A 22,702-nucleotide genomic window follows, 5' to 3' on the forward strand; every position below is an offset into this window, starting at 1 on the left:
AACGGAACTTCAACAATAAGGAATAAAACCATGGGTTCGCTGCATCGTATCGCTGTGTTGTGTGGATTGACCGCCGTGTTGGCCACTACGGCCGCCCAGGCTGAAGACTGGAAGGTCGCCAAGAACGAAGACGGCATCAAGATCTCTCTGGCTGAAGTGCCGGGGTCGGACTACAAGTCCTATCAGGGCGTAGCCTTGATGAAGACCACCGTTGCCAAACTGCGTGCATTGCAGGAAGACGTGGCCGGCGCCTGTGCCTGGATCCACGAGTGCAAAATGCAGAAACTGCTCAAGCGCGAAGGCGATCAGAGCTGGACCTACACTCAGTTCAATACCCCGTGGCCCGTCACCCCGCGTGATTCGATTTTGCACATCACCACCGTTGAAGGCGCCGATGGCAGCCTGACCCGCAAGCTCGAAGGCGTGCCGAACTACATTCCGGAAGAAAAAGGTTTTGTGCGGGTCGCCAAAGTCGACGGTTTCTGGAAGTTCGTACCCAAGGGTAACCAGGTTGAAGTGACCTATCAGGTTCACACCGAGCCAGGCGGTAGCGTGCCTTCGATGGTCGCCAACAAGTTCGTGGTCGATGCACCGTTCAATACGTTGAAAAACCTGAAAGAACGCGCCGAGAAGTAATCGCACCATTTTTCTGCAAAACGCCCCGACTGGTTCGGGGCGTTTGCGTTTTTATCCGTGCGCGGCTTTATTGTGTTTCCGGATATGCGTTGCACAAAATTTTCACAAAGCCTCCAAGACAATCCGCCCGCATCCGTCAGCCAAACAGTAATCAATGGCAATGAGGCGGGTGATCGTGCAACATTTGCGCACCGCGCAAGCCCCGGGGCCAACTAATGGCCAATAGAGGGCAGGGCGCCGCTGTAATTTTGAAACTTCAACTTCCAATGGGTCCTAAAACGACATGGCAAACCCGGACGCCCTGAATCAGCAGCGAGCTTCTAGTCGCCTGCTGCAACCGACCGTCAAATCGCATCTGGCCTATACGCTGTTGTGCGCCTTGATCATGATGGTCATGTTCAGCCTGCTGCGTGTTGCGCTGCTGGTCTACAACCGCTCGATGATCCTCGATACACCGGCTGCGACCTTTCTTGAAGCGTTCGCCAACGGCCTGCGTTTCGACCTGCGCTTGGTGGTCTACCTCTGCGTTCCGCTGGTGCTGGCGCTGTTCAGCGCCCGTGCGATGGCCGCTCGCGGGTTCTTCCGCTTCTGGCTCACCCTCGCTTCGAGTATTGCGCTGTTCCTCGGCCTGATGGAGATGGACTTCTACCGCGAGTTTCACCAGCGCCTCAACGGCCTGGTCTTTCAGTATGTGAAAGAAGACCCGAAAACCGTGATGAGCATGCTCTGGTACGGTTTCCCGGTGGTTCGCTATCTGCTGGCGTGGGCCTTTGGCACATTGATCCTGACTTTGGCGTTCAAAGGTGCGGATCGTGCGACCCGGCCTCGTGGCCCGTTCAGCGGTGGCAGCATCAGCACACGCCAGATCGCCCCGTGGTATGCACGCGTCGGCGTGTTCGTCGTCTGCCTGCTGATCTGTGTGGTCGCAGCTCGTGGCACTCTGCGTCAGGGCCCACCGCTGCGTTGGGGGGACGTCTACACCACCGATTCGAACTTTGCCAACCAGTTGGGCCTTAACGGCACCCTGTCGCTGATCGCGGCGGCAAAGAGCCGGATGTCCGAAGATCGCGACAATATCTGGAAAGCCACACTGCCGCAGCCGTTGGCTCAGCAGACCGTGCGTGACATGTTGGTGATGAAAGACGAAAAACTGGTGGATGCCGAAATAGCCGCCGTGCGTCGCGATTACACGCCACCGGCCGACAAGACCCTGCCGATCAAGAACGTGGTCGTGATCCTGATGGAAAGCATGGCCGGTCACTCGGTCGGCGCGCTGGGCGGACCGGGTAACATCACGCCGTACCTCGACAAACTGTCGAAGGAAGGCCTGTTGTTCGACCGCTTCTTCTCCAACGGCACCCATACCCACCAGGGTATGTTCGCCACCATGGCCTGCTTCCCGAACCTGCCGGGTTTCGAATACCTGATGCAGACCCCGGAAGGCAGCCACAAACTGTCCGGCCTGCCGCAATTGCTCAGTGCACGTGACTTCGAGGACGTGTACGTCTACAACGGCGACTTCGCCTGGGATAACCAGTCTGGCTTCTTCAGCAACCAGGGCATGACCAACTTCATCGGTCGTAACGATTACGTGAACCCGGTGTTCTCTGATCCGACCTGGGGCGTGTCCGACCAGGACATGTTCGACCGTGGCCTGGTGGAGCTCAAGGCTCGGGAAAACGGGAAGCCGTTCTATGCCTTGCTGCAAACGCTGTCCAACCACACGCCGTATGCCTTGCCGACACCTTTACCGGTTGAGCGCGTGACCGATCGCGGCAACCTCAACGAACACCTGACCGCCATGCGTTACTCCGACTGGGCGCTGGGCCAGTTCTTTGAGAAAGCGCGTAAAGAGCCCTACTTCAAGGAAACCCTCTTTGTGATCGTGGGTGACCATGGTTTCGGTAACGAGCAGCAAATCACCGAAATGGACCTGGGGCGCTTCAATGTGCCGATGCTGATGATCGCACCGGGCATCCAGGAGAAATTCGGTCAGCGTGACCATACCGTGGGCACTCAGATCGACATCGTGCCGACTATCATGGGCCGTATCGGTGGCGAAGTGCGCCACCAGTGCTGGGGTCGTGACCTGCTCAACCTGCCGGAAGGCGACGCCGGTTTTGGCGTGATCAAACCTTCGGGCAGCGAGCAGACCACGGCCATTCTTACCGCTGACCAGATTCTGGTGCTGCCGAAAGACAAGGATATGGAGCCTAAGATGTACCGCTACGAGCTGGGCGCCAATCCGCGTTCCGAGATCGTTCCTAACGATCCACGCACTGCGGAGTTGAAACTCAAGCTCGAATCGTTCCTGCAGACGGCGACCAAAAGCCTGCTCGACAACACTGCGGGTGTAGTTGATGGCAAACCGGACTAAGTATTCGGCGGAATAAAAAAGAGGCCCTTTTTCAAGGGCCTTTTTTTTCGTCTGTTAACTTGTTATGTCCGTTATATCCGGCCAAGCAACAGCAGGATCAACAGCACCACCAGCACCACGCCGATGATACCCGACGGGCCATAACCCCAACTTCTGGAGTGTGGGAAAACCGGCAGACCACCGATCAGCAAGAGGATCAGAATAACGATCAGAATTGTGCCCATGTCTATTTCCTTGTTGAAAGTGTTCTGGAATGACCTGTCTTTAAACTGTCAGCTGGAAGGCAATAATTTCTAGCTGCTTACAAAGTCCGACTGGTGCGCGAGTCGGAAAATTCCATGTTTTTTTGATGTTTTTCGAAGTCAGGCTTATTTCATTTGTTCCAGCGTTAGTTGAGTCACACGCGCCCACGGTTTGCTCGGGCCATTCAGCAATCTGATGGAGCGTGGGTCGGGCAATCTCCTTCGCTACACTCAGCGCATCTTCCCCGGAACCACAAGGCTGTTTGCTATGCAAAATCGCATGATGATCACTGGCGCGGGCTCGGGCCTGGGTCGCGAAATCGCGCTGCGTTGGGCGCGCGAAGGCTGGCAACTGGCATTGTCGGATGTCAGTGAGCCCGGCCTGCAGGAAACCCTGAAACTGGTTCGCGACGTCGGTGGCGATGGTTTTGTTCAGCGTTGCGATGTACGCGACTACAGCCAGCTGACTGCATTCGCCCAGGCCTGCGAAGAAAAGCTGGGCGGCATCGATATCATCGTCAATAACGCCGGTGTAGCTTCGGGGGGCTTCTTCAGTGAACTGTCGCTGGAGGACTGGGACTGGCAGATCGCGATCAACCTGATGGGAGTGGTCAAGGGCTGCAAGGCGTTCCTGCCGCTGCTGGAAGACAGCAAAGGCAAGATCATCAACATCGCGTCGATGGCCGCCTTGATGCAAGGCCCCGCCATGAGCAACTACAACGTGGCCAAGGCTGGCGTGGTGGCGTTATCCGAAAGCCTGTTGATCGAACTGGCACAGCAGGAAGTGAGTGTGCATGTGGTGTGCCCGTCGTTCTTCCAGACCAACTTGCTCGACTCTTTCCGCGGTCCGACCCCGGCGATGAAGGCGCAGGTTGGTAAGCTGCTGGAAAGTTCGCCGATCACCGCCACTGACATTGCCGACTATATCTACCAACAGGTGGCCGCCGGCGAATTCATGATCCTGCCTCACGAACAAGGCCGCATGGCCTGGGCGATCAAACAGAAGAACCCGCAACTGCTCTACAACGAAATGACCGTCATGGCTGACAAAATGCGCGCCAAGGCCAAACAAAACGCTGGCTGAACTTGCCCGTAGGCAGCAGCGTCGTTAGGGTGGCCGCCATCGGCCATCCTCACGAGGCACCTATATGCTCAATTACCTGTGGTTTTTCCTCGCGGCGCTGTTCGAGATTGCCGGTTGTTTCGCGTTCTGGATGTGGTTGCGCCAAGGCAAAAGCGTTTTATGGATCGTGCCGGCGTTACTCAGCCTGACCCTGTTCGCGTTATTGCTGACCCGAGTCGAAGCCACCTACGCCGGGCGCGCCTATGCCGCCTACGGTGGCATTTACATCATTGCTTCAATTGGCTGGCTGGCAGTCGTCGAGCGAATCCGACCATTGAGCTCGGACTGGATTGGCGTGGCGCTGTGTGTGATCGGGGCCAGCATCATTCTGTTTGGCCCGCGCTTCTCTGCGTCCTGAAGGATCGGTCCTGCATTCAATCGATTTGTCGGACGCTTCCGTCAGGTGTGATCGTCTGGCGCTGTAGGGCTGGACTGATTTGCTGTCCTCGCATTGAAGACCCGCTAAACGCCGGGCATCTTCAAGGGCCGGCAATCCTCAAGGACCAATACCATGCTTGTACTCAGTCGCGTTGTGGGCGAGGTAATTTCCATCGGTGACGACATTTCAGTGCGCATCCTCAACGTCAGCGGCAACAGTGTGCGTTTTGGCGTCGAGGCGCCGTTGAGCGTCAATGTGCATCGGGCTGAGGTCTATGAGCGCATCCAGGTCAAACTGGCCAAGACCAAGGGACGCTGAATCGTTCAGTCAAACAGGTGCTTGGGCACATCGTGCTTGAGCATCAATTGGCATTGCTCGCTTTCCGGGTCGAAAACGATCAGCGCCTGGCCTTTGGTCAATGCCTGGCGAACTCGCAACACACGGGTTTCCAGCGGCGTGTCATCGCCATTGTCTGTACCGTCACGGGTCACGAAATCCTCGATCAGGCGGGTCAGGGTGTCGACTTCAAGTTGGTCGTGGGGGATCAGCATAGGCACCTCGGCTAAACAATGGCGCGATGCTACGGCGAATGATCGATGGCGGCTAGCCTCGGGCTAATGTGTTGTCTGGTCTGCCCCCATCGTCGGATCAGGCAATAAAAATGTCCGGATCAGCTATCGGACCGCTGCCCCACCAGGCTATCCACCGAAGGCACCCGCGTATCACTTTCCATCTGCGTGTCATGTTCGATCTGATGACTGAACCGGTCCAGCGACCCCTTCGCTGGTTGCGCATCGCTGTCAAACACCGGCGGACTCAGAATGTAGGCACCCAGCAAGCGGCTCAATGCCGCCAGGCTGTCGATATGCGTTCGCTCATAACCGTGCGTCGCATCGCAACCAAAGGCGAGCAGGGCGGTGCGAATGTCGTGCCCGGCCGTCACCGCAGAGTGCGCATCGCTGAAGTAGTAACGGAACAGGTCGCGACGCACCGGTAATTCGTTGTCTCGGGCCAGGCGCAGCAAATGTCGCGACAAGTGATAGTCATAAGGCCCGCCCGAATCCTGCATCGCCACACTCACGGCGTGTTCGCTGGAATGCTGGCCGGGTGCGACGGGCGCAATGTCGATGCCGACGAACTCGCTGACGTCCCAAGGCAACGCTGCCGCCGCGCCGCTGCCGGTTTCCTCGGTAATGGTGAACAGCGGATGGCAGTCGATCATCAACTCTTCGCCGCTGTCGACGATGGCTTTTATCGCCGCGAGCAATGCAGCCACCCCGGCCTTGTCGTCCAGATGGCGGGCGCTGATGTGGCCGCTTTCAGTGAATTCCGGCAAGGGGTCGAAGGCCACGAAATCGCCAACGCTGATCCCCAACGAGTCGCAGTCGGCACGGGTGGCGCAATAAGCATCCAGGCGTAGTTCGATGTGATCCCAACTGATCGGCATCTCGTCCACGGCGGTATTGAAGGCGTGCCCGGAAGCCATCAGCGGCAACACGCTGCCGCGAATCACGCCGTTATCGGTGAACAGGCTGACCCGGCTGCCCTCGGCAAAACGGCTGGACCAGCAACCGACCGGGGCTAGCGTCAGACGACCGTTATCTTTGATGGCGCGAACCGCTGCACCGATAGTATCCAGGTGCGCGGAAACTGCGCGGTCGGGGCTGTTTTTCTTGCCTTTGAGGGTGGCGCGGATGGTGCCGCGACGGGTCATTTCGAAGGGGATGCCCAGCTCCTCAAGGCGTTCGGCGACATAACGCACGATGGTGTCGGTGAACCCGGTCGGGCTGGGAATGGCGAGCATTTCCAGCAGGACTTTTTGCAGGTAGTTGAGATCCGGTTCGGGAATTTTGCTGGTCATGGAAACTCCTGATGGGTACAGAACATCGATGGTTTCGATGAGGGAAAGGATTTGTATTGCCTGTCAGGCCGCCATCGCGAGCAGGCTCGCTCCCACAGGGGAATGCGGTCAACTGTGGGAGCGAGCCTGCTCGCGAAGGCGTCAGTCCAGACGACACATCACTAAGAGGCAGCCGGCTGACTATGCGGAAACAACAAATCGACAAACCGCTCAGCCGTCGGCTGTGGCTCATGATTGGCCAGCCCGGCGCGCTCATTGGCCTCGATAAACACATACGCCGGCTGATCGGCAGCGGGCACCATCAAGTCGAGTCCGACCATCGGGATATCCAGCGCCCGCGCCGCACGTACCGCCGCATCCACCAAGGTCGGATGGAGGATCGCCGTCACATCCTCCAGCACCCCGCCCGTATGAAGATTCGCCGTACGCCGTACGAACAAGTGCTCGCCCGCCGGCAGAATGCTGCTGTAGTCGTAACCCGCCGTATGCAACGTGCGTTGGGTCTCATGATCGAGCGGGATTTTGCTCTCGCCGCTGGTCGCGGCTTGTCGCCGTCGACTCTGGGCTTCGATCAACGCGCCAATGGAATGCTGACCGTCGCCGACCACTTCCGCCGGCCGCCGAATCGCCGCCGCCACCACCTCAAACCCGATCACCAGAATCCGCAGGTCGAGGCCTTCGTGAAAACTTTCCAGCAGCACTCGACTGTCGAAATTGCGAGCCGCTTCGATGGCTTGCTGCACTTCTTCGATAGTCTGCAAATCCACGGCGACGCCCTGGCCTTGCTCGCCATCCAGCGGCTTGACCACCACCCGCTCGTACTCATCGAGAAACGCCAGGTTGTCATCGGCATTGCCCGCCATTTGTTGCGAAGGCAAGTTCAGCCCTGCGGCTTTGAGCACTTTATGCGTCAGGCTTTTGTCCTGACACAGGCTCATGCTGATGGCGCTGGTCAGGTCGCTCAACGATTCGCGGCAGCGCACCCGGCGCCCGCCATGGCTGAGGGTGAACAGGCCGGCATCGGCGTCATCAACCTGCACGTCAATGCCGCGGCGAAGGGCCTCCTCAACGATGATCCGCGCATACGGATTGAATTCCGCCTCCGGCCCCGGCCCGAGGAACAGCGGCTGATTGATGCCGTTCTTGCGCTTGATGGCAAAGGTCGAGAGGTTGCGAAAGCCGAGCTTGGCGTAAAGGCTTTTCGCCTGTCGGTTGTCGTGTAGTACCGACAGGTCGAGGTAACTCAGCCCACGGCTCATGAAGTGTTCGATCAAATGCCGCACCAACACCTCACCGACACCGGGCCGCGAGCAGCAAGGGTCGACCGCCAGGCACCACAGGCTGCTGCCGTTTTCTGGATCGTTGAATGCCTTGTGGTGATTGAGGCCCATGACACTGCCGATGATCGCGCCGCTGTCTTCGTCCTCGGCCAGCCAATACACCGGGCCACCCAAATGACGTGGGGTCAGCAGATTCGCATCGATGGGCAACATGCCGCGCGCCTGATACAGCTGATTGATTGCCTGCCAGTCGGCGTCGCTTTGTGCACGACGAATACGAAAACCTCGAAACACGCGAGTGGCCTGACGGTAATCACTGAACCACAACCGAAAGGTGTCGGACGGGTCAAGAAACAGCTGTGCCGGTTCAAGCCCCAGTATTTGCTGAGGTGCGGCAACGTACAGCGCAATGTCACGTTCGCCCGGCTGCTCATTGAGCAACTCTTGGGCGAGGCTGGCTGGATCGGGAAAAGTGTGCCCGATCAGCAACCGGCCCCAGCCGCAATGCACGGCAATCGGTGCGGCACTCAGTTCGCTGCCGTCTTCGGCGAGACGCGCCTGTAAGCGTTCATAAGAAGGTGTCTGGCCGCGCAACAAGCGTTGGCCGTAAGCCGTGGCGTGGGGTTTCATTGATCAGATTCCTTGCTCACTGAGCCACAGATTCAAGGCCGCCAGTTGCCACAGCTTGGAGCCGCGCAGCGGAGTCAATTGACCCTGCGGGTCAGTCAGCAAACGGTCGAGCATCGCCGGGTTGAACAGACCGCGATCCTGACTCGGATCGAGCAGCAATTCGCGCACCCAGTCCAGCGTGTCGCCCTGTAAGTGCTTGAGGCCGGGCACCGGGAAGTAACCTTTCTTGCGGTCGATGACTTCACTCGGAATCACCAGGCGCGCCGCTTCCTTGAGCACTTGTTTGCCACCGTCGGGCAGTTTGAATTTGCCTGGTACCCGGGCCGACAACTCTACCAGTCGATAGTCGAGAAACGGCGTGCGCGCTTCCAGGCCCCAAGCCATGGTCATGTTGTCGACGCGTTTGACCGGGTCGTCCACCAGCATCACCGTGCTGTCCAGACGCAGGGCCTTGTCGACCGCCGCATCGGCGCCGGGCTGTGCGAAATGTTCCTTCACGAAGTCACCGGCGGCGTCATTCGCTGTCAGCCATTTCGGCTGCACGGTGGCAGCGTAATCGTCATAGCTGCGGTCGAAGAATGCCTCGCGATAGGCGGTGTACGGATCGGCGGCGCCGTCGACTTGCGGATACCAGTGATACCCGGCGAACAACTCGTCCGCGCCCTGGCCGCTCTGGACCACTTTGCAATGCTTGGCCACTTCGCGGGACAGCAGATAAAAGGCGATGCAGTCATGACTGACCATCGGCTCGCTCATGGCGCGGAACGCGGCGGGCAGTTGCTCGATGATCTCTTTTTCGTCGATGCGCAATTGATGGTGCTGGGTGCCGTAGTGCTTGGCGATCAGGTCCGAATACTGGAACTCATCGCCGCGCTCGCCGCCGGCATCCTGAAAACCAATAGAGAAGGTCGAAAGGTTTTCCACACCGACTTCACGCAACAGCCCGACCAGCAAGCTCGAATCGACGCCGCCTGACAGTAACACGCCGACGTCGACTGCCGCCCGTTGACGAATCGCCACCGCATCGCGGGTGCTGTCGAGCACCCGGTCGCGCCAGTCTTCGAGGGTCAGGTTCATTTCGTCGGCGCGGGGGCCGTAGGGCAGGGTCCACCAGGTTTTCTGCTCGGTGCGGCCATCGGCCTCAATGCGCATCCAGGTGGCGGGTGGCAATTTTTCAATGCCGGCCAGCAGGGTACGCGGCGCAGGGACCACGGCGTGGAAGTTCAGGTAATGATTGAGCGCCACCGGATCGAGCATCGGGCTGATGTCGCCGCCCTTGAGCAACGCCGGCAGTGCCGAGGCAAAGCGCAGGCGCTGGCCGGTGCGCGAGAGGTACAGCGGTTTCACACCGAGACGGTCGCGGGCGATGAACAGACGCTGGGCATCGCGTTCCCAAATGGCGAAGGCAAACATGCCGTTGAGCTTGGGCAGCAAGGCTTCGCCCCAGGCGTGATAGCCCTTGAGCAGCACTTCGGTGTCACCGCCGGAGTAGAAGGCATAGCCGAGGCTTTCGAGCTCGGCGCGCAATTCCGGGAAGTTGTAGATCGCGCCGTTGAAGGCCAGGGACAAGCCCAATTGACTGTCGATCATCGGCTGCGCTGAGCCGTCCGACAGGTCCATGATTTTCAGGCGCCGATGGCCTAGGGCAATGGGTCCTTGAGCGTGAAAACCCCAGGCATCCGGGCCGCGAGGAGCCAGGTGATGAGTGATTCGTTCAACGGCTGCGAGGTCCGCAGGTTGATGATCAAAGCGTAACTCGCCAGCTAATCCGCACATAAAATCCTTACCGGTTTTTCCGTTGGGGAGGGTCAATCGATACCCGGCCAAAACGGCGGGTACTCAGAAACTGACCCAGTGGGGGCGAGGGAGTTTTAGATCGATAAGTAATAAGTCCGCGGGACGGACAAGGAGGGCAACGCCATCGGGACCGTGCGCCTGACCCGGGGCGTCATGAGTCGAGTGGATTCACTTACCCCGGATCAAACGCCGCAAGGCAAAGCGGTTTGGATGACAGGCTTCGGCTACCGCTCTGGGCAATGGCAGCGGTTCGTCATCCAGCCAGGCTGCCAGCAACTCGCCTGACAATGGCGCGGTGATCAGCCCTCGTGAACCGTGGCCGCTGTTGACGAACAAACCTTCTAGCCAGGGGCAAGGGATGTCCGGGGTTTGCCGGGCATCCTTGCTCAGGGCGATGTAGGCGTCGGCAAACGCCTGGCTGTCCGCCAAAGGCCCGACAATCGGCAAGTAATCCGGGCTGGTGCAGCGAAACGCGGCCCGACCCTCAAGAGCTTCAGGTTGCAAGGTGTCTGCACCGAGCCGAGCAACCAGATCCACCGAGATTTCTTCCAGCATGTGCAGGTTGCCAGCATGTTCAGCAGCTGTCGGCGTCAGGTCATCGTTGTTGAAATCGAAACTGGCGCCCAGCGTGTGTTCACCCAATCGAGCCGGGGCGACATAACCTTCGGCGCAAACCACGGTACTCAGGCTTTGGCTCTCAGGTGTCTGTTGCAGGCGAGTGATTTGTCCGCGAATACGTTTGAGCGGCAGTTCGCTGCTGTACGGGAAACGGTTGATCTCGGCGGCGCCGGCGAGCACCACCACGGGGGCGTCAGCTAATAATGATTCGCCATCCCAGGCTTGCCAGTGCCCATCGACACGGCGCAGTTCCAGCACTTCACGATGGGTAAGAATCCGGATGTTCGGATGCGTCGCTTGCCAGTGGCACAGGGCGGGCGGATGCACCCAGCCGCCTTCGGGGTAAAACAGGCCACCTGATTGCAGCGCGATACCGGCCTGAATCTCGGCGTTTTCTCGATCCAGCACGTGCAGCAGATCTTCAGGAAACGCCGCCGCCAATTGCGCCTGACGCTCTGCTTCCTTGGCATTGAACGCCAGTTGCAGAACACCGCAGTCGTCCCAGTCGACACCGCGTTGCAAATGCTCCAGCAAGCGTCGGGTGTGGCCAAAACCACTGACAATCAATTGAGACAATGCGGTGCCATGGGCGGAAAGCTTTAGGTACAACACGCCTTGTGGGTTGCCCGAGGCTTCCTGGGCCAGTGCGTCATGACGCTCCAGCAAACTGACCTGCCATCCTCGCGTGGCGAGGCTGGCGGCCGTGGCGCAACCCGCCAGGCCGGCACCGATGACCAAGGCTCTACGTTCGCCCGTCAGAGGCATTGGACGAGCAAACCAGGGTTTGGCGGCAATAGGGGCTGCGACATCTCCAGGCCAACCGAGAAACACGCCCCGCAAAATTTCCCACTTGTGGCCAATGCCCGGTGTGCGCTTCATCTTGAAGCCTGCCGCATTCAACAACCGGCGCACCCAACCCGTGCTGGTGAACGTGCTGATGGTAGAGGCTGGCGCTGCCAGCCGAGCCAGTTCGGCAAACAATTGGGCAGTCCACATGTCGGGGTTTTTCGCCGGGGCGAAACCGTCGAGAAACCAGGCGTCAATCTGCGCGTCCAGTTGCGGCAACTGCTCCAGTGCATCGCCGATCAGCAGCGTCAGGGTGACGCGGCCGTTGTCCAGCACCAGTCGCTGGAAGCCTTGATGGATCGCCACGTATTGCGCGAGCAATTGATCGGCGAACGGTTTGAGTTCTGGCCATAACGCCAGGGCCCTTTGCAGATCGGGAGCGTTCAACGGGTACTTTTCGACGCTGACAAAGTGCAGCCGCGCACCCGCCACCGCGTGCTGTTCAAACAACTGCCAGGCACACAGAAAATTCAACCCGGTGCCGAAGCCGGTCTCGCCAATGACCAGTCGACCGCCGTCCGGCAACGCGGCGAAACGTTCACGCAGATTGTTTTGCTCAAGGAACACGTAACGGGTTTCTTCAAGGCCCGACTTGTCCGAAAAATACACGTCGTCGAACACCCGCGAATACGGGCGACCCTGGTCGTCCCAGTCGAGTTGGGCGTGAGGCAATACAGGTTTCATGGCAGGCTCGGCAACGGCAAGGTCGCCATTCTAGCCCCCTCGCCACAAAAGCCCACATCGCAGGGAATTTTCTGTGTGGGTGACCGGCCCAATCCGCTAGTCTTGGATAATTCTGGAAGGAGCCGTCCAATGTTTGAATCCGCCGAAATCGGTCACGCCATCGACAAAGAAACCTATGACGCCGAGGTGCCGGCGCTGCGCGAGGCCCTGCTTGAAGCGCAGTTCGAACTTCAGCAGCAAAAACGTTTCCCGGTGATCATCCTGATCAATGGCATCGAAGGCGCCGGCAAGGGTGAGACGGTCAAGTTGCTCAACGAATGGATGGACCCGCGTCTGATAGAGGTCCGTACCTTCGACCAGCAGACGGATGAGGAGCTGGCGCGGCCACCGGCCTGGCGTTATTGGCGGATGCTGCCGGCCTCGGGTCGCATGGGGATTTTCTTCGGCAACTGGTACAGCCAGATGCTGCAAGGCCGGGTTCATGGCCTGTTCAAAGACGCCGTGCTGGATCAGTCGATCAACCAATCCGAGCGTTTTGAAAAGATGCTGTGCGATGAAGGCGCGCTGATCTTCAAATTCTGGTTCCACCTCTCCAAAAAACAAATGAAAGCGCGCCTTAAGGCCCTTGCAGACGATCCGCTGCACAGCTGGCGCATCAGTCCGCTGGACTGGCAACAATCCCAGACGTACGACAAATTCGTGAAATACGGCGAGCGTGTGTTGCGCCGCACCAGCCGCGACTACGCGCCGTGGCATGTGATTGAAGGGTTGGACGCCAATTACCGTAGCCTGGCGGTGGGCAAGATCCTGCTTGAAGGTCTGCAAAATGCGCTGAAACGTTCGGATGTCCATCCTGACAAAGTCAATGCCGCGCCGCTACCGATCCATATCGATCAGATCAACTTGCTCGACAGCCTCGACTTGAGCCTGCACCTGGACAAGGACGATTACGAAGAACAACTGATTACCGAACAGGCGCGATTTTCGGGCTTGATGCGCGATAAACGCATGCGTCAGCACGCGTTGGTGGCGGTGTTTGAAGGCAACGATGCGGCGGGCAAGGGCGGGGCGATCCGGCGAGTTGCGGCGGCGCTCGATCCGCGTCAATACAGCATCGTGCCGATTGCCGCGCCGACCGAAGAGGAGCGGGCGCAGCCGTATCTGTGGCGGTTCTGGCGCCACCTTCCGGCCAAGGGCAAATTCACGGTTTTTGATCGCTCCTGGTATGGGCGAGTGCTGGTAGAGCGCATCGAAGGCTTTTGCCCGCCGACGGACTGGCTGCGGGCCTACAGCGAGATCAACGACTTCGAAGAACAGATTTCCGATTCGGGCGTCATCGTGGTCAAGTTCTGGCTGGCCATCGACAAGCAGACACAACTGGAGCGTTTCCAGGCCCGGGAAGAAATTCCCTTCAAGCGTTTCAAGATCACCGAAGACGATTGGCGCAATCGCGATAAATGGGACGCTTACCGTGCAGCGGTCGGTGACATGGTCGATCGCACCAGCACCGGGGTCTCGCCCTGGACGTTGGTGGAGGCCAATGACAAACGCTGGGCGCGGGTCAAAGTCTTGCGCACGATTAATCGGGCGCTGGAAGCCGCGTTCGACAAGTCCGACAAGAAGGCCAGGAAGCACAAGAGCTGAGTCGATGGTTACGCATACGCGGGATGAATGATTGTCGCGGTCCCTTATGAGGTGGACTTATGCTCGGACCACTCTCAACCGATAACAACAATGAGGTATGCCATGCGTGAAGTGGTGATCGTCGACAGCGTGCGGACCGGCCTGGCCAAATCCTTTCGCGGCAAGTTCAATCAGACCCGGCCAGATGACATGGCGGCGCATTGTGTCGACTCTTTGTTGGCACGTAATGGCATCGACCCGGCCAGTGTCGAAGACTGCATCGTCGGCGCGGGCTCCAACGAAGGTGCGCAGGGCTACAACATCGGTCGCAACGTCGCCGTGTTGTCGCGTTTGGGCGTCGGCGTCGCCGGCATGACCCTTAACCGCTTTTGCTCCTCGGGCTTGCAGGCGATTGCCATTGCGGCCAACCAGATTGCGTCGGGTTGCAGCGACATCATCGTTGCCGGTGGCGTCGAGTCCATCAGCCTGACCATGAAAAGCGTCAATACCGATAACCTGATCAACCCGCTGCTGAAGGAGCAGGTGCCAGGCATCTACTTCCCGATGGGCCAGACCGCCGAAATCGTCGCGCGTCGGTACAACGTCAGTCGCCAAGATCAAGACCTGTATGCCCTGCAAAGTCAGCAGCGTACCGCTCAGGCTCAAGCCGCCGGTTTGTTCGATGATGAAATCGTGCCGATGGCGGTGAAGTACCGGGTTGAAGACAAAAACACAGGTGAAATTCAAATCCTCGATGGCATCGTCGATCGTGACGACTGCAACCGCCCGGACACCACGCTGGAAAGTCTGGCGGGCTTGAAACCGGTATTTGCCGAAGACGGTTCGGTCACGGCGGGCAACTCCTCGCAACTGTCCGACGGGGCGTCGATGACGCTGGTGATGAGCCTGGAAAAAGCGCTGGAGCTGGGTTTGAAGCCCAAAGCGTTCTTCCGGGGTTTCACGGTCGCCGGGTGCGAGCCGGATGAGATGGGCATTGGCCCGGTGTTCTCGGTGCCCAAGTTGCTCAAGGCCAAGGGGTTGCAAATGGCCGACATTGATCTGTGGGAACTCAACGAAGCGTTCGCCTCGCAGTGCCTGTACAGCCGCAATCGGCTGGAGATCGATAACGAGAAGTACAACGTCAATGGCGGGTCGATTTCCATTGGCCACCCGTTCGGCATGACCGGTTCGCGTCAGGTCGGGCATCTCGTGCGGGAATTGCAGCGGCGCAAATTGCGTTACGGCATCGTCACCATGTGCGTGGGTGGCGGGATGGGCGCGACCGGGTTGTTTGAGGCGGTGCGTTAAGCCTCAAGAGTTTGTGGTGATTGTCAGGCCGCCTTCGCGGGCAAGTCGAATCGTCGCACCGCCGCTCCTAGTTGACCGAGTTCTTCCTGGAGAAATGCGATCAACTGTGGGAGTGAGCCTGCTCGCGAAGGCAGCGCCTCGGTCTAGCGGCGGGCACTCAAATTCAGCATCCGCTCGATATACGCTTGAATCTCCCGGCGACCTGCACAGTTTCATTCGCGCCTGCTCGCCAACTGTCCCTGTGTGCCAGACGCCTCTGCGCCTAGAATGACGATTCTCGCCATCTGGCAGTTGGGGTTCGCATGCACATTTCATCCGGTCGCTGGGTCTACGGTCTGTTTCTGGCCTTGTTGACTGCGCTGTTGTGGGGAATCCTGCCGATCAAACTCAAGCAAGTGTTGTTGGTGATGGACCCGGTGACCGTCACCTGGTTTCGCCTGATCGTGTCCGGTGGGTGCCTGTTTATTTATCTGGCGGCGACCAAGCGTTTGCCGACTCGTAAAGTCCTCGGCCCACGGGGTGGCTGGCTGGTGTTGATGGCGGTGCTCGGTCTGGTCGGTAACTACGTGCTGTACTTGATGGGGCTGAACCTGCTCAGCGCCGGCACTGCGCAATTGGTGGTGCAGATGGGCCCGATCATGTTGCTGATCGCCAGTCTGTTTGTGTTCAAGGAACGTTTCAGCGTGGGTCAGGGGATTGGTCTGTTGGTGCTGCTGATCGGTTTCGCCCTGTTTTTCAATCAGCGCCTGGCCGAGCTGCTCACTTCGTTGACCGAATACACCACCGGCGTGCTGTTGGTGTTGTTGGCGTCCACGGTCTGGACCTTTTACGCCTTGGGGCAGAAGCAATTGCTGACGGTGTGGAATTCGCTGCAGGTGATGATGGTGATCTACCTGTTCTGCGCGCTGTTGTTGACGCCGTGGGTACATCCACTGGAAGCGCTGCAATTGAGCCCGCTGCAAGGCTGGCTGCTGCTGGCGTGCTGCATGAATACGCTGATCGCCTATGGCGCGTTTGCCGAAGCGCTGGCCCATTGGGAAGCGTCGCGGGTGAGTGCGACGCTGGCGATCACGCCGTTGGTGACGTTTGTCGCGGTGGCCGTGGCCGCGTGGTTGTGGCCTGACTTCGTACAGGCCGAAACGATCAACGGTTTGGGGTATGGCGGTGCGGTGCTGGTGGTGTTGGGGTCGGCGTTGGTGGCGTTGGGGCCTTCGCTCATTGCAGGACTCAAGGCGCGAAAAACTAAAATAGCGCTAGGCTGAACATCTGCATCGCTGCCAATCGCGAGCAGGCTCGCTCCCACAGGAAAATGCGATTCCCTGTGGGAGCGAGACCGGCTTGCCGGCGATGACAATCTAACTGACGCTACACATCTCAGCCCTTGGCCCCGGCCTCCAGCATATTCTCCGGTCTTACCCACGCATCAAACTCTTCATCCGTCAGATACCCCAGCTGCAACGCCGCCTCCCGCAATGTCAGCCCTTCGGCGTAAGCCTTCTTGGCAATTTCCGCCGATTTGTCATAGCCAATGTGCGGATTCAACGCCGTTACCAGCATCAACCCCCGCTCCAAATGCTCAGCCATTTTTTCTGCATCCGGCTCAAGTCCGGCAATGCAATGCTGCTGGAAGTTGCTGCAGCCATCCCCCAGCAGTCGGATCGATTGCAGCAGGTTGTGGATGATCACCGGTTTGAACACATTCAATTGCAGATGGCCCTGGCTCGCCGCAAAGCCGATGGCAACGTCATTGCCCAGGACCTGACACGCCAGCATCGACAGCGCCTCGCACTGCGTCGGATTGACCTTGCCAGGCATGATCGAGCTGCCCGGTTCGTTGGCGGGCAATTTCACCTCGGCGAAACCGGCCCGAGGACCGGAGCCCAGCAGGCGCAGGTCGTTGGCGATTTTCATCAGGGTCACCGCCAATGTCTTCAGCGCCCCCGACAGGGTCGTCAGCGGTTCATGACCGGCCAGCGCGGCGAATTTGTTCGGCGCGGTGATGAAGGGCAGGCCGGAGAGGGCGGCCAGTTCGGCAGCAATCGCTTCGCCAAAACCGTGCGGTGAATTCAGGCCCGTACCGACAGCAGTGCCACCCTGGGCCAGTTCACACACGGCAGGTAGCGCGCTGCGGATCGCCCGTTCGGCGTAATCCAGTTGTGCGATGAACGCCGAAATTTCCTGGCCGAAGGTAATCGGCGTGGCGTCCATCATGTGTGTTCGACCGGTCTTGACCAGTTTCATGTGTCCCGCCGCCAGCTCGGCCAACCCGCCAGACAGTTCACTGATGGCCGGCAGCAAATGATGCTGCACCGCTTGGACCGCCGCGATGTGCATGGCGGTGGGGAAGCAGTCGTTGGAGCTTTGCGAGCGGTTGACATGATCGTTAGGGTGCACCGGCGACTTGCCGCCGCGCGGGTTGCCAGCCAGTTCGTTGGCGCGACCGGCAATCACTTCGTTGACGTTCATGTTGCTTTGGGTGCCGCTGCCGGTCTGCCAGACCACCAGCGGGAACTGGTCGTCGTGGTCGCCATCGAGTACTTCGTCGGCGGCCTGTTCGATCAGCCGGGCGACATCGGCGGGTACGTCGCCGTTACGGTCATTGACCCGCGCCGCGGCTTTCTTGATGAGCGCCAGGGCATGCAGTACCGCAAGTGGCATTTTCTCGCTGCCGATGGCGAAGTTAATCAGCGAGCGTTGCGTCTGAGCGCCCCAGTAAGCTTCATCCGGGACTTCTACCTGGCCAAGGCTGTCGGTTTCGATACGGCTCATCATGCACACTCCTGTAGGTCTGATAGCGCAGTTTAGGCTGTGATCGGCGGTAGTGGTTCCATCTGACCGGTTTTTGCCGATTCAAGCCCTCTAATTCAAGCCCGACAAGGCTTGGGGTTGAGCGACACACTTTTTTAGGCGCAGAATAGACGCCCTTGGGGTTTTACCTCGCCTGCTAGAAAAGGAAACTCGATGACTCGTCTTCGTGCCATCTGTACCGCGGTTGCACTGGTCTGCGCCAGCGGCCCAGTTTTTGCCGATACCGCCAGCCACAACGCCAGTGCCGAAGCTTTCCTGACCCTGGCGCACGCTGACAAATTAGGCACTCCGGTGTACATGCAAGTGCAGCAAATGTTCGCTCAGCGCTTTGCACAGACCAAAGCCCCTGAATCGAAAAAAGCCGTGCTGGAAACGTATCAGGCCAAAGCCAACGCCGCGCTGGACCAAGCCATTGGCTGGAACAAGCTGAAGCCGGACATGGTCAAGCTCTACACCACCAACTTCAGCGAATCCGAGCTTAAAGACCTGGTTGCGTTCTACCAGTCGCCACTGGGCAAGAAAGTCCTGGAAAAAATGCCGCAGCTGACTCAGCAATCGGCCCAGATGACTCAAGCCAAGCTGGAAAGCGCGGTGCCTGTGGTCAACAAGCTGCTGGCTGACATGACGGCCGAGCTGGAGCCTAAAGGCGCCGCCGCTCCAGCCAAGAAAAAGCCTTAAGCGGAGTTCGGTATGACCATGCAACAACGCATTGAATCGACGCTGGGCCTGTTACAACCACAGCATCTGCAAGTGCAGGATGAAAGCCACATGCACAGCCGTGGGTTGCAGACCCACTTCAAGGCCGTGGTGGTCAGCCAGCAGTTCGAAGGGCTGAACCGGGTCAAGCGTCATCAAAAAGTCTACGGAACGCTTGGCGAGCTGATGGGCGAGTTTCACGCGTTGGCGCTGCATACCTACACGCCTGAGGAATGGGCACAGATCGACGCGGCCCCGGCCTCACCGACCTGTGCTGGCGGCAGCAAGCATTAAACCCCCGTTTTTTGCTAGAATCCGCAACGCGCCGCTCCCCCGGCGCGTTTTTTTTCGCATCCGGTTCACCCTTTACGAGGGTAGCCACCTGGAGAATCACCCATGACACAACAGATTGTCGTGGCGGCACTGTATAAGTTCGTCACCCTGGAAGATTACGTCGCCTTGCGCGAGCCACTGCTGCAAGCAATGGTCGAGAACGGCATCAAAGGCACGCTGCTGATCGCCGAAGAAGGCATCAACGGCACTGTGTCCGGCAGTCGCGAAGGCATTGACGGGCTGATGGCCTGGCTCAAGAACGACCCACGTATGGACGACATCGATCACAAAGAGTCGTACTGCGATGATCAGCCGTTCTATCGCACCAAGGTCAAACTCAAGAAAGAAATCGTCACCCTCGGCGTTGAAGGTGTGGACCCGAACAAAAAGGTCGGCACCTACGTTGATCCACAGGACTGGAATGCGCTGATCAGCGATCCGGAAGTGTTGTTGATCGACACCCGTAACGATTACGAGGTCTCGATCGGCACCTTCGAAGGCGCCATCGACCCGAAAACCACCAGTTTTCGCGAATTTCCCGACTACATCAAAGCCAACTTCGACCCGGCCGTGCACAAGAAAGTCGCGATGTTCTGCACCGGCGGCATTCGCTGCGAGAAGGCGTCGAGCTTCATGCTCAGCGAAGGCTTCGATGAGGTCTATCACCTTAAAGGTGGCATTCTGAAGTACCTCGAAGAGGTGCCGCAGGAAGAAACCAAATGGCAGGGCGACTGCTTTGTGTTCGACAACCGAGTGACCGTGCGTCATGACCTCAGTGAAGGCGACTACGATCAATGTCATGCCTGCCGTACGCCGATAAGCGTCGAAGACCGCGCCTCCGAGCATTACATGGCCGGCATCAGCTGCCCGCATTGCTGGGATACGCTGAGCGAGAAGACTCGCCGCAGTGCCATTGATCGGCAGAAGCAGATCGAACTGGCCAAGGCGCGCAACTTGCCTCACCCGATCGGCTACAACTACAAGCAAACCCCTTCCGAGGCTTGAACCATGTCTGCACGCCGCCTGCTCTATGTGATGGATCCGATGTGTTCCTGGTGCTGGGGCTTTGCGCCAGTGGCTAACGCCTTGGTCGAGCAGGCGCGCGAGGCGGGCGTAGAGGTGCATTTAATCGTCGGTGGTTTGCGCACTGGCAGTGGTTCAGCGCTGGAGCCGACCACCCGACGCTACATTCTTGAGCATTGGCAAGCGGTCACCGAGGCCACCGGCCAACCGTTCAAAACCGAAGGCGCGTTGCCTGATGGCTTTGTGTATGACACTGAACCCGCCTGTCGGGCGTTGGTGACCGCGCGCAGCCTGGCGCCGGATTGCGCGTGGAAACTGCTGGGCCTGATTCAGCACGCGTTCTACGTCGAAGGTCGCGATGTCACCCACGCCAGCGTGCTGGTGGAGCTGGCCGAGCAGGCCGATCTGCCGCGCATTGAATTCGCTGCCGCGTTCGACCGTGCCGATATGCACGCCGCCACGGCGGCCGATTTCACCTGGGTCCAGGACCTGGGCATTGCCGGTTTCCCCACCTTGCTGGCTGAGCGTAATGGTCAATTGGCGTTGCTGACCAATGGCTATCAACCCCTGACTGAACTGTCCCCGTTGCTCGGCCGCTGGCTGGAGCGCGCTGCCTGTGCATGATGTCCAAGATAACGTCCCGGCTCCCACGCGTGTCGATCGGCTGAGCTGGGCCGAAATCCGCCGACTGGCCCTGCACCATAAAAAATCCCTGTGGATCGCCAACGGCGTCGCCGTGCTGGCGACCTTGTGCAGCGTGCCGATTCCGTTGCTGCTGCCGTTGCTGGTGGATGAAGTGTTGTTGGGGCACGGTGACGCCGCGCTGAAGGTGATGAATCACGCCCTGCCCGAAGGCTGGCAGAAAGCGGCGGGCTACATTGGCCTGATGTTGCTCGTGACCTTGTTGTTGCGTTGCGGCGCTTTGTTGTTCAACGTGGTGCAGGCAAAGTTGTTTGCGGCGCTGGCCAAAGACATTGTCTATCGCATTCGCACCCGGCTGATTGAGCGGCTCAAGCGTATTTCCCTGGGTGAATACGAAAGCCTGGGCAGCGGCACAGTGACCACCCACCTGGTCACCGACCTGGACACGCTGGACAAATTCGTCGGCGAAACCCTCAGTCGTTTCCTCGTGGCGATGCTGACTCTGGTGGGCACCGCGAGCATTCTGATCTGGATGCACTGGAAGCTGGCGCTGTTGATCATGCTGTTCAATCCGTTGGTGATTTACGCCACGGTGCAGCTGGGTAAACGCGTCAAACACCTGAAAAAGCTCGAGAACGACAGCACCTCGCGGTTCACCCAGGCACTGACCGAAACCCTCGATTCGATCCAGGAAGTACGCGCCGGTAACCGCCAGGGATTCTTCCTGGGGCGTCTTGGCCTGCGAGCCAGGGAAGTTCGCGACTATGCAGTGAACTCACAGTGGAAAACCGATGCCTCGAACCGCGCCAGCGGCTTGTTGTTCCAGTTCGGCATCGATATTTTCCGCGCCGCGGCCATGCTCACCGTGCTGTTTTCCGACCTGTCCATCGGCGAGATGCTGGCGGTGTTCAGTTACCTGTGGTTCATGATCGGCCCGGTGGAACAACTGCTGAATTTGCAGTACGCCTATTACGCCGCCGGCGGTGCGCTGTCGCGGATCAACGAGCTGCTGTCCCGGGCCGATGAGCCGCAATACCCGGGTGGTGTCGATCCGTTTCAAGGGCGTGACACCGTGGGTATTGAAGTCCAGGGCCTGAGTTTCGGTTACGGCGACGAGTTGGTGTTGAACAAGATGGACCTGTCCATCGCCCCCGGCGAAAAAGTCGCGATTGTCGGTGCCAGTGGCGGCGGCAAGAGCACGCTGGTGCAACTGTTGTTGGGCTTATATACGCCGCTGGCCGGGACCATCCGCTTCGGTGGCTCGACCCAGCAGGAGATCGGCCTGGAAACCGTGCGCGAAAACGTCGCCGTAGTGCTGCAACACCCTGCGCTGTTCAACGACACCATTCGCGCCAACCTGACAATGGGGCGTGAGCGCAGCGACGAAGCCTGCTGGCAAGCGCTGGAAATCGCGCAACTGCAGCACACGGTTCGAGAACTGCCTGACGGCCTCGACAGCATCGTCGGACGCTCCGGTGTGCGTTTGTCCGGCGGCCAGCGCCAACGCCTGGCAATAGCGCGGATGGTTCTGGCCGAACCTAAAGTGGTGATCCTCGACGAGGCAACCTCGGCGCTGGACGCCGCCACCGAATACAACCTGCATCAGGCCCTGGCTCGGTTCTTAAGCCACCGCACCACGCTGATCATTGCGCACCGGTTGTCAGCGGTGAAGCAGGCCGACCGCGTGCTGGTGTTCGATGGCGGGCAGATTGCCGAGGACGGCGACCATCAGCAGTTGATTGCTGATGGTGGGTTGTACGCCAAACTTTATGGGCATTTGCAGCAGCTATAAGGCC

General features: G+C 59.1%; 20 protein-coding genes. 13 read left to right on the top strand and 7 right to left on the bottom strand.

Annotation, left to right across the window (positions count from 1 at the left end; genetic code table 11):
* Window positions 1-30: 30 nt before the first annotated feature.
* Together AC3ISI_RS07385 and AC3ISI_RS07390 are read left to right on the top strand one after the other, a co-directional pair.
* Complete coding sequence (locus tag AC3ISI_RS07385) at window positions 31-636, top strand: START domain-containing protein (RefSeq protein ID WP_489336182.1); 606 nt, start codon at window positions 31-33, stop codon at window positions 634-636.
* A gap of 283 nt (window positions 637-919) precedes the next feature.
* On the top strand, window positions 920-3,013 hold the full coding sequence (locus AC3ISI_RS07390) for an LTA synthase family protein (protein ID WP_489336183.1): 2,094 nt from the start codon (window positions 920-922) through the stop codon (window positions 3,011-3,013).
* Window positions 3,014-3,084: 71 nt separating this feature from the next.
* Here AC3ISI_RS07390 and AC3ISI_RS07395 read toward each other — a convergent pair whose 3' ends face one another.
* Window positions 3,085-3,243, bottom strand: a complete 159-nt coding sequence (locus AC3ISI_RS07395; protein ID WP_172825980.1) for a DUF3309 family protein — start codon at window positions 3,241-3,243, stop codon at window positions 3,085-3,087.
* Between the two features lie 280 nt (window positions 3,244-3,523).
* On the opposite strand from AC3ISI_RS07395, the gene AC3ISI_RS07400 reads away from it, so the two are divergent.
* The 3 genes from AC3ISI_RS07400 (at window position 3,524) to csrA (ending at window position 5,075) form a co-directional block, all read left to right on the top strand.
* Window positions 3,524-4,339 (top strand): SDR family oxidoreductase, encoded by an 816-nt coding sequence (locus tag AC3ISI_RS07400; RefSeq protein ID WP_489336184.1) that lies wholly within the window; start codon window positions 3,524-3,526, stop codon window positions 4,337-4,339.
* A gap of 64 nt (window positions 4,340-4,403) precedes the next feature.
* The gene (locus AC3ISI_RS07405) at window positions 4,404-4,736 is read left to right on the top strand and encodes a YnfA family protein (protein WP_489336185.1); all 333 of its coding nucleotides are present in this window, start codon (window positions 4,404-4,406) and stop codon (window positions 4,734-4,736) included.
* A gap of 153 nt (window positions 4,737-4,889) precedes the next feature.
* Entirely contained in the window at window positions 4,890-5,075 is a 186-nt protein-coding gene (gene csrA, locus AC3ISI_RS07410) for a carbon storage regulator CsrA (protein WP_489336186.1), read from the top strand.
* A gap of 5 nt (window positions 5,076-5,080) precedes the next feature.
* On the opposite strand, the gene AC3ISI_RS07415 is transcribed toward csrA, so the two are convergent.
* The 5 genes from AC3ISI_RS07415 to mnmC all read right to left on the bottom strand — a co-directional run bounded on the left by AC3ISI_RS07415 (window position 5,081) and on the right by mnmC (window position 12,473).
* Window positions 5,081-5,308: a YheU family protein gene (locus AC3ISI_RS07415; protein WP_003199186.1), complete on the bottom strand. Its 228-nt coding sequence runs from the start codon at window positions 5,306-5,308 to the stop codon at window positions 5,081-5,083.
* Between the two features lie 119 nt (window positions 5,309-5,427).
* Window positions 5,428-6,618: an osmoprotectant NAGGN system M42 family peptidase gene (locus AC3ISI_RS07420; protein WP_489336187.1), complete on the bottom strand. Its 1,191-nt coding sequence runs from the start codon at window positions 6,616-6,618 to the stop codon at window positions 5,428-5,430.
* 161 nt (window positions 6,619-6,779) lie between these two features.
* Window positions 6,780-8,528 carry an N-acetylglutaminylglutamine synthetase gene (gene ngg / locus AC3ISI_RS07425; protein WP_489336189.1) on the bottom strand — a complete coding sequence of 583 codons (1,749 nt, stop codon included), beginning with the start codon at window positions 8,526-8,528 and terminating at the stop codon, window positions 6,780-6,782.
* A gap of 3 nt (window positions 8,529-8,531) precedes the next feature.
* The gene (locus tag AC3ISI_RS07430) at window positions 8,532-10,304 is read right to left on the bottom strand and encodes an N-acetylglutaminylglutamine amidotransferase (protein WP_489336190.1); all 1,773 of its coding nucleotides are present in this window, start codon (window positions 10,302-10,304) and stop codon (window positions 8,532-8,534) included.
* Between the two features lie 189 nt (window positions 10,305-10,493).
* Window positions 10,494-12,473, bottom strand: coding sequence for a bifunctional tRNA (5-methylaminomethyl-2-thiouridine)(34)-methyltransferase MnmC2/FAD-dependent 5-carboxymethylaminomethyl-2-thiouridine(34) oxidoreductase MnmC1 (gene mnmC / locus AC3ISI_RS07435; protein WP_489336192.1), 1,980 nt, complete (start codon window positions 12,471-12,473; stop codon window positions 10,494-10,496).
* Window positions 12,474-12,602: 129 nt separating this feature from the next.
* Between mnmC and pap the strand changes: the two genes are divergently transcribed.
* From pap to AC3ISI_RS07450, 3 genes are all read left to right on the top strand, one after another.
* Complete coding sequence (gene pap, locus AC3ISI_RS07440; RefSeq protein ID WP_489336193.1) at window positions 12,603-14,117, top strand: polyphosphate:AMP phosphotransferase; 1,515 nt, start codon at window positions 12,603-12,605, stop codon at window positions 14,115-14,117.
* Window positions 14,118-14,219: 102 nt separating this feature from the next.
* The gene (locus AC3ISI_RS07445; RefSeq protein WP_489336194.1) at window positions 14,220-15,404 is read left to right on the top strand and encodes a thiolase family protein; all 1,185 of its coding nucleotides are present in this window, start codon (window positions 14,220-14,222) and stop codon (window positions 15,402-15,404) included.
* 302 nt (window positions 15,405-15,706) lie between these two features.
* Entirely contained in the window at window positions 15,707-16,666 is a 960-nt protein-coding gene (locus tag AC3ISI_RS07450) for a DMT family transporter (RefSeq protein WP_489336196.1), read from the top strand.
* Between the two features lie 112 nt (window positions 16,667-16,778).
* Here the strand turns inward: AC3ISI_RS07450 and AC3ISI_RS07455 are convergent, their stop codons facing one another.
* On the bottom strand, window positions 16,779-18,173 hold the full coding sequence (locus tag AC3ISI_RS07455) for a class II fumarate hydratase (RefSeq protein WP_489337648.1): 1,395 nt from the start codon (window positions 18,171-18,173) through the stop codon (window positions 16,779-16,781).
* A 192-nt stretch (window positions 18,174-18,365) separates the two neighbouring features.
* Here AC3ISI_RS07455 and AC3ISI_RS07460 point away from each other — a divergent pair, with 192 nt between their 5' ends.
* The 5 genes from AC3ISI_RS07460 (at window position 18,366) to AC3ISI_RS07480 (ending at window position 22,698) form a co-directional block, all read left to right on the top strand.
* On the top strand, window positions 18,366-18,890 hold the full coding sequence (locus AC3ISI_RS07460) for a DUF2059 domain-containing protein (protein WP_489336197.1): 525 nt from the start codon (window positions 18,366-18,368) through the stop codon (window positions 18,888-18,890).
* A 12-nt stretch (window positions 18,891-18,902) separates the two neighbouring features.
* Window positions 18,903-19,202, top strand: coding sequence for a BolA family protein (locus AC3ISI_RS07465; RefSeq protein ID WP_489336199.1), 300 nt, complete (start codon window positions 18,903-18,905; stop codon window positions 19,200-19,202).
* 102 nt (window positions 19,203-19,304) lie between these two features.
* The gene (gene trhO / locus AC3ISI_RS07470) at window positions 19,305-20,246 is read left to right on the top strand and encodes an oxygen-dependent tRNA uridine(34) hydroxylase TrhO (RefSeq protein WP_489336200.1); all 942 of its coding nucleotides are present in this window, start codon (window positions 19,305-19,307) and stop codon (window positions 20,244-20,246) included.
* Between the two features lie 3 nt (window positions 20,247-20,249).
* A complete protein-coding gene (locus tag AC3ISI_RS07475; protein ID WP_489336201.1) occupies window positions 20,250-20,888 on the top strand; it encodes a DsbA family protein in 639 nt (212 codons plus the stop codon).
* Window positions 20,881-22,698: an ABC transporter ATP-binding protein gene (locus AC3ISI_RS07480; RefSeq protein WP_489336202.1), complete on the top strand. Its 1,818-nt coding sequence runs from the start codon at window positions 20,881-20,883 to the stop codon at window positions 22,696-22,698. The genes AC3ISI_RS07475 and AC3ISI_RS07480 overlap by 8 nt, the downstream gene beginning before the upstream one ends.
* The last annotated feature ends 4 nt before the right edge of the window (window positions 22,699-22,702 follow it).

The sequence above is a fragment of the Pseudomonas sp. GL_139_B genome, from assembly GCF_057834475.1.